17 protein-coding genes and 1 pseudogene are annotated in these 15,961 nt (G+C 57.9%); 6 read left to right on the forward strand and 12 right to left on the reverse strand.

Going from position 1 to position 15,961, the window contains the following annotated elements; all coding sequences use genetic code 11:
- Positions 1-422: 422 nt before the first annotated feature.
- Positions 423-1,139, forward strand: coding sequence for a GntR family transcriptional regulator (locus tag AC0QTX_RS18430; RefSeq protein ID WP_474605271.1), 717 nt, complete (start codon positions 423-425; stop codon positions 1,137-1,139).
- A gap of 347 nt (positions 1,140-1,486) precedes the next feature.
- Here AC0QTX_RS18430 and AC0QTX_RS18435 read toward each other — a convergent pair whose 3' ends face one another.
- The 5 genes from AC0QTX_RS18435 to AC0QTX_RS18455 form a co-directional block, all read right to left on the reverse strand.
- Positions 1,487-2,536: an L-idonate 5-dehydrogenase gene (locus tag AC0QTX_RS18435; RefSeq protein ID WP_474605272.1), complete on the reverse strand. Its 1,050-nt coding sequence runs from the start codon at positions 2,534-2,536 to the stop codon at positions 1,487-1,489.
- Positions 2,533-3,939, reverse strand: coding sequence for a TRAP transporter large permease (locus tag AC0QTX_RS18440; RefSeq protein ID WP_474605273.1), 1,407 nt, complete (start codon positions 3,937-3,939; stop codon positions 2,533-2,535). Before AC0QTX_RS18440 ends, AC0QTX_RS18435 begins: the two co-directional genes overlap by 4 nt.
- A 44-nt stretch (positions 3,940-3,983) precedes the next feature.
- Positions 3,984-4,556, reverse strand: a complete 573-nt coding sequence (locus AC0QTX_RS18445; RefSeq protein WP_474605274.1) for a TRAP transporter small permease — start codon at positions 4,554-4,556, stop codon at positions 3,984-3,986.
- A gap of 105 nt (positions 4,557-4,661) precedes the next feature.
- Positions 4,662-5,645 (reverse strand): sialic acid TRAP transporter substrate-binding protein SiaP, encoded by a 984-nt coding sequence (locus tag AC0QTX_RS18450; RefSeq protein ID WP_474605291.1) that lies wholly within the window; start codon positions 5,643-5,645, stop codon positions 4,662-4,664.
- Positions 5,646-5,650: 5 nt separating this feature from the next.
- Positions 5,651-6,451: a FadR/GntR family transcriptional regulator gene (locus AC0QTX_RS18455; protein ID WP_474605275.1), complete on the reverse strand. Its 801-nt coding sequence runs from the start codon at positions 6,449-6,451 to the stop codon at positions 5,651-5,653.
- Positions 6,452-7,081: 630 nt separating this feature from the next.
- On the opposite strand from AC0QTX_RS18455, the gene AC0QTX_RS18460 reads away from it, so the two are divergent.
- Positions 7,082-7,717 (forward strand): GntR family transcriptional regulator, encoded by a 636-nt coding sequence (locus AC0QTX_RS18460; RefSeq protein ID WP_474605276.1) that lies wholly within the window; start codon positions 7,082-7,084, stop codon positions 7,715-7,717.
- A gap of 175 nt (positions 7,718-7,892) precedes the next feature.
- On the forward strand, positions 7,893-8,927 hold the full coding sequence (locus tag AC0QTX_RS18465; RefSeq protein WP_474605277.1) for an Ldh family oxidoreductase: 1,035 nt from the start codon (positions 7,893-7,895) through the stop codon (positions 8,925-8,927).
- A 346-nt stretch (positions 8,928-9,273) separates the two neighbouring features.
- Here the strand turns inward: AC0QTX_RS18465 and AC0QTX_RS18470 are convergent, their stop codons facing one another.
- The 4 genes from AC0QTX_RS18470 to AC0QTX_RS18485 form a co-directional block, all read right to left on the reverse strand.
- Entirely contained in the window at positions 9,274-9,594 is a 321-nt protein-coding gene (locus tag AC0QTX_RS18470) for a hypothetical protein (RefSeq protein ID WP_474605278.1), read from the reverse strand.
- Between the two features lie 166 nt (positions 9,595-9,760).
- On the reverse strand, positions 9,761-10,477 hold the full coding sequence (locus AC0QTX_RS18475; RefSeq protein WP_474605279.1) for an IS6 family transposase: 717 nt from the start codon (positions 10,475-10,477) through the stop codon (positions 9,761-9,763).
- Positions 10,478-10,497: 20 nt separating this feature from the next.
- On the reverse strand, positions 10,498-11,187 hold the full coding sequence (locus AC0QTX_RS18480) for a low temperature requirement protein A (RefSeq protein WP_474605280.1): 690 nt from the start codon (positions 11,185-11,187) through the stop codon (positions 10,498-10,500).
- Complete coding sequence (locus AC0QTX_RS18485; RefSeq protein ID WP_474605281.1) at positions 11,184-11,471, reverse strand: hypothetical protein; 288 nt, start codon at positions 11,469-11,471, stop codon at positions 11,184-11,186. Before AC0QTX_RS18485 ends, AC0QTX_RS18480 begins: the two co-directional genes overlap by 4 nt.
- 330 nt (positions 11,472-11,801) lie before the next feature.
- On the opposite strand from AC0QTX_RS18485, the gene AC0QTX_RS18490 reads away from it, so the two are divergent.
- The gene (locus AC0QTX_RS18490; RefSeq protein ID WP_474605282.1) at positions 11,802-12,611 is read left to right on the forward strand and encodes a helix-turn-helix domain-containing protein; all 810 of its coding nucleotides are present in this window, start codon (positions 11,802-11,804) and stop codon (positions 12,609-12,611) included.
- Here AC0QTX_RS18490 and AC0QTX_RS18495 read toward each other — a convergent pair.
- A complete protein-coding gene (locus tag AC0QTX_RS18495) occupies positions 12,583-13,566 on the reverse strand; it encodes a LysR family transcriptional regulator (RefSeq protein ID WP_474605283.1) in 984 nt (327 codons plus the stop codon). The two genes, AC0QTX_RS18490 and AC0QTX_RS18495, sit on opposite strands and share 29 nt — an antisense overlap.
- Before the next feature lie 115 nt (positions 13,567-13,681).
- Between AC0QTX_RS18495 and AC0QTX_RS18500 the strand changes: the two genes are divergently transcribed.
- Positions 13,682-14,311: an FMN-dependent NADH-azoreductase gene (locus tag AC0QTX_RS18500; RefSeq protein WP_474605284.1), complete on the forward strand. Its 630-nt coding sequence runs from the start codon at positions 13,682-13,684 to the stop codon at positions 14,309-14,311.
- A 44-nt stretch (positions 14,312-14,355) separates the two neighbouring features.
- The gene (locus AC0QTX_RS18505) at positions 14,356-14,970 is read left to right on the forward strand and encodes a nucleotidyltransferase family protein (protein WP_474605285.1); all 615 of its coding nucleotides are present in this window, start codon (positions 14,356-14,358) and stop codon (positions 14,968-14,970) included.
- Positions 14,971-15,036: 66 nt separating this feature from the next.
- Here the strand turns inward: AC0QTX_RS18505 and AC0QTX_RS18510 are convergent, their stop codons facing one another.
- Positions 15,037-15,747, reverse strand: a complete 711-nt coding sequence (locus tag AC0QTX_RS18510; RefSeq protein ID WP_474605286.1) for a sulfite exporter TauE/SafE family protein — start codon at positions 15,745-15,747, stop codon at positions 15,037-15,039.
- 85 nt (positions 15,748-15,832) lie between these two features.
- Positions 15,833-15,961 (reverse strand): annotated as a pseudogene (locus tag AC0QTX_RS18515) (GTP 3',8-cyclase MoaA); the annotation flags it as partial.

A 15,961-nucleotide genomic window follows, 5' to 3' on the forward strand; every position in this document is an offset into this window, starting at 1 on the left:
CACCGCGTAAATGTGAATCTTACAACGTAAGACATGGAAAAGTCAGGTCTCAGCATCAGAAATGGAGAATCCAATCAAGGGATACCGGTCTCGCCTTGCGCAGCGCTTTACCAACTGCTAGCTTGTCGACTAGCCGACAGCCCAGTTCATAGCAAAGTGCGTGTAAGCAATCAAGGCGGAAACTTCTAAAATGCTCAGAACCGGCGTGCAGGGAAAGATGTTGAGCAAAGCAACTGCGACGCTTAAAACCTGTCACGCACATAGACTATCATCCTATAAAACCATCAATGTTGTTACTAGAAGGTCTGGCACTGACGACGATACGCAAGTTCAGGCCACACTATAGAGTAAACTATTATACCAAGGCAGGTTAGGCGATTACATCAGTTTAGACAGATCTACAGAACATAGGTCATTCATTTATGAAACGGTCTACTCTCGGTGCCTTCAAGTTCCCTACAAGCACTGCTACGTCGCCTCCGTCTACGACAGTGCGGAGCATCCATGCGCAAATCAGGCATGACATTGTAACTCTCCGGCTCCGTCCCGGGTGTCGCCTCTCGGAAAACGAACTCGCCCTTCGCTTCGGGACCAGCCGGGCTCCGGTGCGCGAGGCACTCATCCGCTTAGTTGAGGAAGGATTGATTGAGGTGTTGCCGCAGCGCGGCAGTTTCGTAAGCCCGATTTCCCTCACGGCTATGCAGCGGGCCCGCTTCGTGAGGGAAGCGCTAGAGGTAGCTATCGTTCGGCGGGCGACCGAACGTGGACTTTCACGCGAGGCTTACGACAAAGCCGCTGCCATCTTGGCTGAACAAGAGCAGGTTCAAGATGATCCAGAGCGTTTCACCATGGCAGACGATGCATTCCACCGGACTCTTGCAGATGACATCGGCATCGCTCAGATCTGGGCAGTAATCGAACGGGAGAAATCCCAGTTCGATCGCATCCGGTTCCTCAGTCTGCCTGTGGTGACACCGGTCGCCTCCCTGATCATTCAGCACCGCGATATTCTCGCCGCCATCGTCCGCCGGGATGCTGACGCGGCCGAAGCAGCTATGCGGCTGCACTTCTCAGAAGTTTTCAAGAGTGCCGAAACCTTAGCACCTGAGTATCCTGACCTGATCATGAACGACGCTTGAGTTTGAAATCAATAGCAATCTCTCCCACTCGCCTGTCGGATTCCACAATGACTACTGCGCCTGTCGGTATGCAATAGCCCGCATACAATAGAAGCCGCTTGCGTCCTGGGTCGTGCATCTCGCGATGGTAACCTCGTGCGCGCTCATCAGGCCCGCTACACGGAAGATCTGCCGGCCACGAAGCCGAGCGCTTGGGCAATGACAGGTTTCAGCCTCCAGCGTCCTGATCAGGGCGACTGTGTCATGCCACAGGGGGTCACTGCCCGCCAAACGGGCGCCTGCTCGCATCGCTCGTCAGCAATCTGACCGCCCTACGTGAGCACGGGCTCGCCACCAGATGAGCCGGCTCAAGAAGCTATAAGCATGACTTTAACGCTCTGGGATCGATCTAGAGCTACGCGAAAACCTTCTGTAGCTTTTGAGAGCGGGCACTCTGATGTGACAATCGAAAGCACATCGATTTTTTTGCTGTCAATGAGCCGGACAGCTTGCTCGAACTCCTCGCCAAAGCGAAACGAGCCTTTGAGGTCTATCTCCTTAGCCATGACAGCATTGGCAGGGATCGGGATCTGCCCCCCGGGTAAATTGCCGACTTGAACGACTGTACCGCCGCGACGCACGTAGGATATCGCCGAAGCCAAACCGGAGGCCGTTCCAGAAACCTCAAAGGCCAAGTCAAAAGACGTCGCTGCAGCAAGCTCTTTCAGAGCATCCTCGCCACCAGAGAGGTCAATGGTATGATCAGCGCCTAGACGCTGCGCAAAGGCGAGCGGAGCGGCGGCTATATCGACCATCGCGACCTCCGATACTCCGGCCAACCGTGCGGCCAAGACTGTCAGAAGACCAATGGGACCCGCACCAAACACAAGTGCTTTCCGGCCTTCCACCTGGCCGGCCCGACTTACCGCATGAAGACAAACAGCAAGGGGCTCTGCCAACGCTGCAGCAGCCAGTGGCGTATTGTCTGAAACTTTGACACACTGGGCCGGGATGGCATCAAAGTATGTGGCAAAGCCCCCCTGCATGTGCGGCGTCTTTGACGCAGATCCCATGAAATAGATGTTTTCGCATAGGTTCGGACGGCCTTCCTGACATCTCGCGCAGTGACCGCACCACCGCGACGGATTGACTGCGACGGGATCGCCGATCTTAAGGTCCCCGCCGTCAACCGCGATATCCACGATCTCGCCCGCGATCTCGTGACCGAGGATTAAGGGGGATTTCACAACGAAATCCCCGGTTCGACCATGTCGGTAGTAATGCATGTCTGACCCGCAGATACCGCCTGCGCCAAAGCGCACCCGGACCATGCCGGGAGCTAAAGGACCAATCGGCGCTTCTACCAGGCGAAGATCTTCGGCTCCAAAGAGCGTTGCAGCAAGAGCAGTTTCGGTCACTTTGCTACTCCCATCGTTCGCGGCAGCCAGAGAGTCAACTCGGGAATGTAGGTGATCGCGACAAGTGCAAGCATGAGTGGAATTAGCCAAGGCAGAATGGCCACAGTCGTACGCTCCACCGAGAGTTTCGCCACGCGAGCTAGTACGAACAGGACCATCCCGAGAGGCGGATGAAGAAGACCGATCATAAGATTGAGGGTGATGATCAAGCCGAAGTGAATGGGATCAATGCCGAGCTTGAGTACGATCGGAAGAAGGATCGGCACAAGGATGGTAATGGCTGCGATCGTGTCGATAAAACAGCCAACAAACAGCATCAACAAGTTGGCCAGCAGCAGGAAGACCCATTTGTTCTGCGTGATACTGAGGATCGCGTCCGATAGAATCTGGGCGGCCTGACTTACTGTGAGAAGCCACGCAAAGATTGATGCGGCTGTCACGATGAACAGCACCGAGGCTGTGGTCTCAATGGTGTCGAAGGTTGCTTTGATCAGCGTCTTCAAGGTCATCGAGCGATAGCGCACGAGACCGAGGAAGAGTGACCAGATGACTGCGGCGACGGCAGCCTCAGTTGGTGTGAACAATCCGAGGGTCATGCCGCCGATCAGGATCACCGGCGCCATCAGGGCCATGACAGCGGAGAAATCGAAGTACCAGTCGAGTGCAAGGAGAACCGCGAGCGCAATGCCAATTGCAACGTTGGTCGACAGGCCGAACTGGACCATAGCCCAGACAGCGACTGGGAACATCATAACGACTATGACCTCGACCGTCGCATTCCCGAGTTGGCGCCAGGAGAATGGACTGTCACTGCCCCAACCGTTCTTATGGGCAAAATATGCCACCGTCGCCATCATCATGAGTGTCATGACGACGCCGGGGATTAATCCTCCGAGAAAAAGTGCCCCAATAGAAACGTTGGCCATCATGCCGTAGATCACGAATGGCAAGGACGGCGGTATGATCGGCCCAAGTGTCGCGGAAGCCGCGGTCACGCCGACAGCAAACTCAGTCGAGTAGCCGTGATCCTTCATAGCCTTGATCTCGATTGTGCCAAGGCCAGCGGCGTCAGCGATCGCAGTTCCCGACATCCCGGAAAAGATTACTGAACCAATGATGTTGACTTGACCCAACCCGCCCTTCATCCAGCCAACCAGGGCGACCGCGAAGCTGTAGATGCGCCCGGTGACACCCGCAGTATTCATCAGGTTGCCTGCGAGGATGAAGAATGGAACGGCAAGCAGCGGAAAGCTCTCCACGCCCGCGATCATGCGTTGAGCCAGAACGACGTCGGGCGCGGTTCCCGTGGCAAGGATGTAAATCAGGGACGAGACAGCCATCGCTATAGCGACCGGCAGACCAAGGAGCATCAGAGCGAGAAACGAACCGATCAGGATAAGCATGGGCGAGCTCCGACCAATCTTAGGGCTAAGGACTGTTGAAGTTGTTAGATCGGGGCTGCGTCAAACGCTTCTGGTCTCTCCAGAATAGAGTAGCCGCGACGCCAGTTATCAATCGACACCTGAACTGATCGGAGAAACATCAGGATGAACCCGACGAAGACACATCCATAAACCCAGTTCTTCGGCAGCATGATTGTGGTCATGGTCTCGCCTTCGACAATTGCCATGAAATTCCAGACCAGGTAGGCGCCATAAGCGAAGAAAAGGGTACGTATGGCGTCGATCATCGTTGCCAAAGCCCTTGCTACCTTTGCTGGCAGGTAACGGAAGAGCAGATCAACGTGGATATGGCGGCCCAGGCGAACGCACATCGCAGCCCCGAGAAACACCACTGCTACCAGGCAGTAGGTTGCAATCTCCTCGGTCCACGCGAAGGAGTCATTGAGCACGTACCGCGTGAAGAACTGCAGAAAGACCGCGAAAGCCATCAGCCAGAAGATCGCTAATGTCGCCCAGTCCTCAATACCATACTGCTTGAGATCGACCTCAGGAGCGGGCTCCTCGAAAGCGTGGGCCAGTTCCTCAGCCGTGATCTCAGTATGAACCTCAGGCTTCATCCCGTTCACTCCAGAATGATCGTTGAATAATTGAGACGGTCGACGTTTGTCGGTCAGGAGCCTGTCAGGGGAATTGGTATTCCCCTGACAGAGCAAACACGAGCTTTACAACGCAGGCTCGCTTTTGATGGCTTGAATCTTGTCGTAGTCTGCCTTGCGATATCCGAACGACTCGAAAGTGACGTTCTTCAAGACGTTCTGCTTGAAGTCCTCCTTGTCGACCTCAGAGACAGTTAGTCCCTTATCCTTAAAGAAACCAATGAGTTCTTTCTCCTTGGACTGAATTTCAGCAGTGGCCCGGGTTGCTGCCTCTTGAGCGACCTCGGAAAAGATCTTCTTGTCTTCGTCAGAAAGCTTCTTCCACAGATTGGCAGACACCACTGTGTTGAGATGGTCGACAATATGCCCTGTCAGGGCGATATGCTTCTGCACTTCGTAGAACTTCTTGGCCTCGATTGTAGTCAGAGGGTTCTCCTGAGCCTCGACAGTCCCGTTTTGAAGCGCGAGATACACTTCTGCGAATGCGATCGGAGCAGTGTTGGCACCACACGCGCGGGGCATCGCCAGATAAGCTGGCACGTCCGGAACACGGATCTTCAATCCTTTCATGTCAGCACACGTCTTGAGGGGCTTGTTCGACGATGTGTGCCGCGCACCATAATAGGTCACTGCAAGGATCTGGTGTCCGGTCTTGTCCGTGTAACCCTTGGCAAGCTCCTTGAATACGTCGCTTTTGGTGTAAGCCAAGAGATGATTCGCATCTCGAAATACGTATGGGTAATACGTGACTCCAATGGGCGCATAGCTTCGGGCGGCAAAGCTGGACCCTGAAATGATCATGTCGACAGAACCAAGGGATAGGCCCTGATTGATGTCGGTTTCCTTGCCAAGCTGCGAGGAAGGATAGACGTCAATCGTGTAGCGCCCGTTGGTGCGCTTGGCGAGTTCGCCAGCGGCCCACACTGATTGCGTGTGGAACGGCTCGTTAGGTTCGTACACGTGAGCCCATTTCAGCTTTGTCTGGGCCTGAGCAGCCCCTCCCGTAATCGCGAGGCCAAGTACAGCTGCTGCAACCGCTGACCATTTCATTGTCGTCATATTTTCCTCCTGCTGGTTTTCGTTTGCAGTTCGCGCGGGCGTTCCGCTCGACTGCGAAGTACGGGCGTGACCTTGCCCGATCGGTGTGACGGCACTGCAATTTCACCGAAACTTCTTGAAAAGCGCTCTTGAGAGAGCCGCAAGTGCTGTCTCATCGCCTGCCGCGCTGCTTCAGGATTGCCAGCTGCAATGGCATCGCGGATGACCCTGTGCTCAGCGAGCGCTTGGCTCCAAGTGCTCGCATCCTCGAAATAACTCGCGAGGCGCCGGAAGTAGGGGTTCATCCGTTGATCAAAGAGCTGCCCAATGAAGCGGGCTAACATCCCATTCGAAAGAGATGCTGCGACTGCTACGTGGAATTCGCGATCCAGCAAGATCCACTTATCATTGCCGCCAGATTTCTCCATCTGGGCGAGAATTCGATCAAGGGTACCGACGTGCTCGGGATCTGCAAGGATAGCCGCTTCTGCAGCGACGGAGGGCTCTAAGATCTCGCGTGCATGCAGAATTTCGAATGGGCCTTCGATCGATGTTTCGCCAAAGGGTATTGTCAACCTCAACGCTGACGGTCCCAGAACGTAGATGCCGGAGCCGACATTGATGCGAACAAGGCCTTCGACCTCGAGAGCAATGAGCGCTTCCCGCACACTTGTGCGAGAGACCTGAAGGCGATCGGCAAGCTCGCGCTCAGAAGGCAGCCGTCCACCAATCGGGTACTCACCGCTATCAATCAGATCGCGTAAGTGCTTGGCAATTTGTCGGTAAAGCCGCCGTGACTCATCGACCTTGAGTGACAAGGTCTCCCTCCTGCGATCGTTTCCCGCCCCAAATCCGTTATTCGCGGCCGCTTTCCTGGATTGGTCCGGCCAATTTTCTTAAAAAAGATATTAATATCTGTAGTGTGTCAAGTGAGGTTAGTTCAGCTTGGGCGCCAGTAATGCGTTTGAACGATCGGCTTTAGGCGACTAGGTTCATTGTAACTTGCCCTCTCTGGATGGATCAGCAAGGGAGAGCTGGTTTCTGGGGCTCGGCGGAGACAACAAGCTTCAGAACACAAAGGAAGCCGCAACGATCCGCCTTAGACTTTCGGTTGATTGGGTAGCCTAGATCCTACACCCATCACCTATAGTGAAGTAAGTTTCGTTCCGGATATTTGGCCCTTGTGCGAGCAAGGATTCGGCCTAGTCGGCGTATAACTTCTATCTGATCTTTAGGACAGCTTACCAGTGACAAATCACATAGACACTCTGCCCTGTGTCCGGAACTCTGAGGAATTGGGTTGCGAGCATCACCGTCTTTTTTCGACTACGACGCCTGAGGTATGTAACTGTTAACACTCCCGCACCATGCAAGCACCCGATAAGAGCATTAAATATACGTTCCTTTCTCGTCTCGAGCATCGGCCCCGCGGAAGTACTTTGGAGCAGGTGGAGCAGTCGCTCCGAACTGCAATTATTTCGTTGGATTTCGCCCCGGGCGAATTTATCGACAAAAGAGCTGTCTGCGCCCGACTTGGCGTTTCGATGTTTCCCGTTTCGGAGGCGCTCGCGCGCTTAGCCGTAGAGGGCCTCGTTGAGGTTCTGCCACAACGCGGCACCCACGTAACTCGAATACGTCTGCCTGTGATTAGGGAGTTCATGCTAATCCGCCAAGCTTTGGAGGAGTTGGTGGTTGCCACAGCCGCTCACTGCTTACCACCTTCTACGTTGGACGTGCTTTGGGATAATCTGCAGGCCCAGGAGCAAGCTATTGCGCGAATGGATGCATCAGAGTTCCATAACCTTGACCTAGCTTTTCATAACACTCTGGTAGAGGCGTTGGAGCTACCGCGGATTGCAGCGATGATCGAGATATCACGTGCTAACATTGATCGAGCTCGTCGCCTCCTCTCTTCGCCGCGTCGTCACATGGCTAGCCTTATGGAACATCGCGAGGTGCTCCATGCCCTTGAGGCTCGTGATGCTGAGGCAGCACGACGCGCCATGAAGACCCACTTGGAAGCTGTTATGGAGGAGTTGGAGCGTGTGTCAGGTCAGAACCCTGAGATCTTCACGCCAGGATAGAAAACAGGCCGGTTGCAGCGGCTGTTTTCGCTTGCCTGGTACCCGACGATGCCCCGTATGTGATGGATCAAACACTTTATGCTCGCGGCGGAGTTAGTTTCTTCGCCGATTTCAATATTAACTGGGCATCATAGACGAGCGGAATTTCGAACGGTTAGAACCAAAAGAGATTGATGTGACAGATCTTATCATTGCTCCACTGGAACAGCTTGAAGCCCAAACTTTCGCCGCGCTTCAGAGCGCCGGCGCCGACGAAGCTTCAGCCGGCGCAGCCACTCGTGCCATGCTGCACGCGTCGCGCCTTGGGATCGACAGTCATGGGGTCCGACTTGCGCTACATTATGCCCGCGTGCTGCGGAGCGGGCGTGTCAATCCAACACCAAAGATGCAGGTCCGCCGCACGGCCTTAGGCTCTGCCGTTCTCGATGCCCACAACGGCCTCGGTCATGCCGCCGGTTATGCGGCAATGGAGCTGGCCTGCAGCTTGGCCAAAGAAGCTGGGGTTGGTGCAGTCGGGGTGATCAACTCGTCCCATTTTGGCGCGGCCGGTGCCTATGCGCTTGCTGGAGCTGAGGCTGGCTTCATCGCAGTCTCGATGTCGAACACAGACTCGATCGTTGGCCTTCATGGCGGAGCTGAGCGGTTCCATGGCACCAACCCCATCGCTGTCGGAGCTCCCGTTCCAGACCAAAAGCCTTGGCTTTTGGACATGGCGACATCGTCAATCCCCTTCAACCGCGTGCTCCTCTACAAGACCATGGGCAGGGCTCTGCCCGAGGGTGTCGCTGCCGATCAATCGGGCCAGCCGACCCAAGATCCTGCCCTTGTCGAGATGCTGATGCCACTCGGAGGGATTGACTTCGGGTTCAAGGGAGCCGCCTTGGCCGGAATGGTGACCCTGTTTTCCGCAATATTGACTGGCAGCACCCTAGATCATGAGATGATCCGGATGGCTGAGACGCATGATTTTGAGACGCCGCGTCGGATGGGACATTTTTGCCTCGCAGTCGATCCTGATCGGTTCGTGGGGCGGCCCCTCTATGATGAAGCCATCAGCCGCTATCTCGTCTCACTCCGGACGAGTGCGGCCGGCGAGGGGCAGACCGTCATGGCGCCGGGGGATCGAGAATGGGCGGTTGAGGTCGAGCGGCAGCGCAGCGGCATCCCAGTGGATCAGGAGACTGCGCAATTCTTGGGATTGATCCCATAGGGTATTGTCAGGTTGGCGGGGGCCTAGGCGTACGGCAGGATCTTCAGTATGAGTACGAGCTCCAATCCATATCGCGGCCTCTGCTTGGCTTCCTGGCTCAAGGCCATAGACCTCCCATGAGGATACGCGCCTTCAGGCGTCATATGCGTCCTCAACCAGTCTTGAGATATCTCTGATCCTGAAGCGCTCGCCTGATGAGATTGTCAGCCGGCTCGTCGCCTTGAAGTTCCTGCCCACCTGCAACCCATACGAGGCTCTCTCGGCCGAGTATCTTCGTCGGTCCTTGCGCTAGCGACATCGCCGGGCAAACCGATCCGACCTTCAATCAAACCCACCGGAACTCGCGTCAGCGCTGATTCAGCACGACCACATTGGATCCAGCCGTGTTGGTGCCCTTGGCTGGCTTGACCCTGCTGGGGGCGGTAGGCGAGACGTTCCATCTCTGCCCGGTGTCGGTGATCACCGTCACGGTCTTCTTGTTGTAGCGCGTCAGCATGCCCTCGAGTTGACCTTGGCCGGGAGGCTGGAAAGTGACTCGGTCGCCGATCTTGAACTCCAGCATCTCCACATGGGCACGCATCTGGTCGAGAAAGCGCAGACGCTCGACAATGCGGTGGTTGAGATCGATGAGCTCGGACTCGGTCAGCTGGTCAATATCTATTGTCATAAGCGCCCTCGATGAAAGCCGGGCTGGGATGTCGAGCGAATGTCTGGCCAGCGCTTGTGCGTGTCAAAAGGAACGGTCCAGGCTCTGAAAGTCCCCTGCCCCTCGCGAATGGGTTCCGTTGCAACTGCTTGACGTAGGTCAAGCGAAGGCCGGACGAGGGCGCTGGTTATGCGGCTGCGCCGAACAGGGTAGCAATGAAGTCGCGCTGAGCCCGCATGTCATTCGCTGGTGCGCTCACAACCTGTCCCTTGCGGATCATCGCCATCGCCTCATAGCCTGCGATCGTCTGGGTGGCCGTCACAAAGCTCTTGAAGCCCAGCCCTGGCCGGACCAGGCGCTTAATGCGCCGGTGATCCTGCTCAACGATGTTATTCAGGAACTTCACCTGCCGGAGCTTGGCGAAGCGCCAGAGTTCTCCATCCAGTTTCATGGCTCTCGTGGCGATCGGATAGGCTGCATTCTTGTCGACCGTGATGGTCCGCGGATTGACCGTATGCGGCTGCTTTAGCGCTTTCCGGAAGAACCGCCGTACCGCAGCGGCATCCCGCCTAGGGGAGAGCAGAAAATCGATTGCTTGCCCGCGAGCGTCGACGGCGCGGTAGAGATACACCCATTTTCCCTTCACCCGGACATAGGTTTCATCCACCCTCCAGGATCCGTTCGTCATGCGCAGATGCGGTCGCAAACGCTTGTTCAGTTCGGGAGCGTAAGCCTGAATCCAGCGGAAGAGAGTTGTGTGGTTCACCTGCACGCCACGATCGGCGAACATGCGCTCGAGATCACGATAACTGATCGGAAATTGTAGATACCAGCGGACAGCCCAGAGGATGATCTCCGCCGTGAACTGCCGACCCTTGAACGGGTTCTTGTAACCTTGCACCACCGCCAGCTCCTCTCAGCCTCCTATCGTAGCTCAGGCGGAGCAAGCTTCAAAGCTGCAACAGAACCCCAGGGTGTGCCTCCGTCCATGTGCTCCGCGATGACTGGGCCTGCGAGCTCGATAAGCGCGAGGACGGAGGCGAGGATAAGGGTCACACTAAGCAAGAAATCCAAAAAGATCAGAGCCACCCAGCCGAGTTGGATAACCGAGATGGCTGCAGCATAGGTCAGGCAGGAGCGGCGTCGGTCGGGATTCTGTCTGGCCGCGCGAAGCCATTGGAAGATCATGCCGACCCGCATGATTACGTAGCCGAGCACCATGATAGAATTGTCGAGGTGATCGCCATGCTCGATGGACGCGAACATGCGCGGCAGGCCGAGAGCCAAGACCAGCACGCCGATCATCTGCACCATGGTGACGAGACGGAAGATCCAGTCATCGGTATCGTAGGCCGAGGCGAACCATGAGAAGTTGACCCAGGCCCAGCAGATGCAGAAGCTCGCAAAGGTGAAGCCGATCAGGGCGCTGGCGAAGTGACCCTCCGCCAGCGCATGGGCGAACCGGGAGGCTGCGAGCCCGAAGCTGACTACGAACATTAGGTCGAACAGCAGTTCGAGCGGGGTAGCACCGCGACGGGCTTCGTGGGGATCGCGCCCACCCATTTGTCTGGCATGATGGTGAAGCGTCTCAGCGCCAGCCGGAGTAACTGTCATGGACGTTCTTCCGTTGGTGACGGCAGCCGCAAGCTCGCTTGTAAAGACGAGGTCCAACGATCGTCGCCAATCCCGTCACGACAATGGCGATAGCACTGTCGGCAGTCCTGCGGCTCCATCGGCCTGGTTTCTCCGCCGTCGCCGCTCCAATCCTTCCGGGTATCATTCGGTCTGGATCTATCGCCGGCATTGAGTGCCGGGGTCACCACGGGAAGCCCCATCTCGCGCGCCTTGCTTTCTGCGCCGCCGACAACGGCACGTGCTTGATGCGAGGTGAGTTGCATGATGCAATCTCCAACGCGAGACGCAGATTTACGGACAGATGCGTTACACGGGCACAGCCACAAGGAACGACGCTGGGACACAGCGTACAGGATTATCCAAGCTAGGCTTGTTCGCAAGCAATGCGAGTGCTGCGTTTTGTACGAAATTGCTGCTTTCTCCTTACACGAAGATGCCATAATCTTGCTCTATAGCTACGCTTCCCTTCAGTATCCGATTCGGGCATCGGGGAGCCGACCGTGGCCAACGGGATCAAGGATCGCTTGGGCAAGTTTGTGGGGGTTGATGAGCCGCCCACACTCATTTCTCGTCCCTTGCCTTTGGCGGAGCTCATGGCCACGCGGGTTCGCTGGAGCGACGCCGGATCTGGGACCCCGAGCCGGTTCGACCGTAGCAACGGCTATCTGGTCTGCTTGCAGCGGCGCGACCTGCCTGCTGGCCCGTACTGGGTGGATGGCCGGCCCATGCCCCGCATGGCGATCAACCGCGGACAGTTTCTGTTGCTCGACCTTAACGAGGAGCATGCGTCCTTAAACTTTGCATCTGTCGATTGCATCTCCGTCTACACTCCTCGCGAGGCCCTGGATCGGTTTCAAGAGGAGCACGATCTGCGTTCGTTTGGAGCGCTTCGATCCGCAAGAGGCATCGCGTTTGCCGACGATGTCATCAGAAACCTGGGGGAGTGCTTGCTGCCGGCCTTCGAATGGCCCGAGACGACAAACCAGCTCTTCGTCGACCATATTTCGCTGGCTCTTCTCTCGCATCTCACCACGGTCTACGGGGAGAGGCTGGCAGTTCTGCCGCCATTCCGTGGAGGGTTGGCACCCTGGCAGGAGCGTCGAGCCAAGGATATGCTGCTGTCCCGGATTGACGGGAACGTGAGCCTCGCCGACCTCGCACGTGAATGCGAGCTTTCCCGAAGCCACTTCGCAAGGGCATTCCGGGCGACCACGGGGCTGCCGCCCCACAAGTGGCTCCTGACGCGCCGCGTTGAGATGGCACAGGAATTGCTCCGGGATTCGAGACTGACCCTCAAAGAGATCGCAATCCGCTGCGGCTTCACCGATCAGAGCCACTTTACTCGCGTGTTCGCGAAGCTCATGCACGTATCCCCTAGCGATTGGCGACGCCAGCGCTCGTAGCACGGACGCCCGTGGGGTGTCGCGTCATAGGGCTCCCTTCCGCTCGGTGCATAAGGCATCGATCCCATGTAGGCGTGCCGCCGAAACGCTCGACCAGCGTGTCGATCAGGACCCGGACCTTGCCCGGAACGTGGGAGCCGGGCGGGCGCACGACGTGGATGCTGTACTCGGGCCGCGGGTAATCCAGCAGCAGGGGTTCGAGGGCGCCGCTCTCGATGGCGTCGGAGACCATGAACGATGGAGCGTCCGCGATCCCGAGCCCGGCGATCGCCCACTGGAGAATGGCTTCCCCGCTATCTGACCTCAGGCGCCCCTGCGGCCGGATCAGTGTCCGGCGCTTGCCCGATTGGAAGTGCCACTCCGGCACAAGGGTGCCCGTGTAGATCAAGCATTGGTGCTGAGTGAGATCCTGCGGCGTGACCGGCCGACCATGCCGGGACAGGTACTCGGGACTTGCCACCACCACCGCATGAACCGGCGCAATCCGACGGGCCACGAGGCTGGAGTCTCTAAGAGAGCCGATGCGGATCGCTGCATCGAACCGCTCACCGAGCAGGTCCACCACCCGATCGGTATAGGACACGTCCAGTTCGAGAGCAGGATGGAGACGCGCCAGATCCGTCAGAACCGGCGCCAGATGACGCACGCCGAGCGCCATTGGTGCGGACAGGCGAAGGCGTCCGCGCACGGATTGCCCCTGCTGCGTGACAGCGTCACGTGCTTCCTCAAGGTCAGCCAGGATCCGATCACATCGTCTCTTGAACTCCATGCCGGCCTCCGTCGGGCTGATGCCGCGGGTGCTCCGGGTGAGAAGTCGGGTGCCGAGCTCCGTCTCCAACCGCGTGATGCGCCGGCTCAGGATCGATTTGGAGATGCCCAGGCGGGCCGCGGCGCGATTAAGCCCCCCGCTCTCAACCACCTCCACGAAGCTCCTCAGGTCCTCCAACTCGGACATAGCAGTGTTCCTCCCACGACAACAGCATGGTGCTGATTATGCGCCTTCTGCTGCGTTTGAGGAACCACTACCTCGGTTGGACCGATCTGACCAGAAGCCCTGGAGGGCCTGTCCCATGTCCACAGTTCTCGTGATTGCCAGCAGCGTGCTCGGTGTATCGTCCGTCTCAAACCAGCTTATTGAGGAAACGGTTACCCGTCTGCGTTCGCAGGATCCTCAGCTCCGGTTTGTCTTTCGCAATCTCATTCGAAGCCCAGTCCCTCATTTGGACGAAGATGCGGTTGCGGCACTCCGCGGGCCTGAGCCGACCAACCATGCCCAGCTCACCGCCCTCAACCTTTCAAATGACCTCATCGCGGAGCTCCAAGCGGCCGATACGATCGTCATGGGAGCGCCGATGTATAACTTCGGCATACCCTCGAACCTGAAGGCCTGGTTCGACTACGTGCTCCGGGCTGGCATCACGTTCCGCTACAGCGAGAGTGGCCCTGAGGGACTGCTCAAGGGCAAGCGTGCGATCGTCATCCTGAGCCGTGGTGGATTGTACAGCGAGGGACCGGCGCAGGAGATGGATTCGCAGGAGCCCCATCTACGCAATCTTCTTGCCTTCATCGGCATCACGGATGTTACCTTCATCCGGGCCGAGAAGCTGGCCTTCGGACCGGAGGCCCGCGAGCAAGCCATCGATGCGGCGCGCCAGCAGATCGGGGAGACGATCAGCGAGGCATGCCGCAAAGCCGCCTAATAAACCTTCGGGTTCAGAGGCGCCAGTGCCAGTACGGATTGCAGATGAGTGAAGTGGCGGCCATCATCCTCGCGGCGGGGCGAGGCACACGGTTTCGGTCCGGCCCAAAGCTACTGGCCCCGACGGACGGCAGGTCACTGGTGTGCCATGTCGTCGAGGCCGCGGTGACTTCCTTGGCTGAGCCTGTGATCGTGGTCACAGGCCATTGGGCTGAAGAGGTCGAAGCGTCGCTCAGAGGCTTTCGGATCCTGACCGTCCGGAACCCCGCTTTCGCGGACGGGCTTTCGAAATCGCTGAAGGCCGGATTCGCTGCATTGCCGCCTCAAGCCAAGGCGGCCGTCGTTCTCCTTGGAGACATGCCGCTGATCAGGGCCAGCCTGATCGACACCCTTGTGAACGCGTGGAGAGCAAAGGGCGAACCCGCGGCACTGGTCCCGACGGTGAACGGGCAGCGCGGCAATCCTGTCGTGCTGTCGCACGCTCTCAAAGACCTGATCGAGGGACTTTCAGGTGATACCGGCGCGGGGCCGATCCTCCGCGGACGAACCGATGTGATGGAGTGTCCGGTCGATGACCCGGCGATACTCCAGGACATCGACACGAACGATGACCTCGGCCATCATCTCCTCAGGACTTCTCAGGCTCAGGTTATAGACTAGGTATCGCCGGCGCAAAATCCGTTCCTGACTGGCAATGCCAGTGCCAGCGATCGCAAACCTTCATGGTCAGTAGATGCCGAGCATTTTGAGACCCGCGATGACCAGAACCACGCCAAGGGCTTTGAGGATCGCCGGACTGGCCAGCTTTATCCCGAAGGTCGTGCCGACCAAGCCACCCAGGAGCACTGCGCCAGCATAAAGCGGGAGCTCTGCCGGGAGGGCTTGTACCGAAGCGATGTTGCCCAGAAGGCCGGCGACCGAGTTGCACAGAATGAAGGCTGCAGCGATGCCCGGGGCGGTGCGGGTCTCGGACCAGCCCATAAACAGCAACAGCGGCGACAGGAATATCCCGCCGCCCGTGCCTGTCAGGCCGGACAGCAGGCCGATGCCGATCCCCGAGGCGATCCCCCAGCCGATGGGAATGTCCCTGGTACCCTGCGCGATCTTCGTCATCCCCGGCCATAGGAGGCGGGCAGCGGCAAGCAGCAATATCACTCCGACCAACGGGCGGTAGAACAGTCCCAGCAACTGGATCGAGCCGCCAACGAAAGCCATCGGCACGGCTCCGATCAGGACGGGCCACAGGGTGCGCCAATGGAACAGGCCGGCCTTCACGTAACGGAAGGTTGTCAGGCCGGAGACCAGGATGTTGAGGACCAGGGCCGTGGGGCGCATCACCGCCGGGGCCACTCCAAACAGAGCCATGGCCGCGATATAGGCCGACGCACCAGCATGACCGACGGATGTGTAGAGAGTTGCTCCGAGGAACAGGCACAAGGCAAGGAACAACTCTGCGGTGGCAGGAAGGTGGATCAGTGGAACCTAGCCGCGACGAGCCTCCCACACCAGCTTTCCCATGGAGTCAGCCCCCTGTCATGCTCATGTGCCGTCCAACCGCCGGACGATTGTGACGGCGGTCGATGATGAAGTCGTGCCCCTTGGGCTTGCGCGCAATGGCCTCGACGATGGCCTGGTCGAGCATGTTGTTGCT

This window comes from Microvirga sp. jy35, assembly GCF_056148915.1.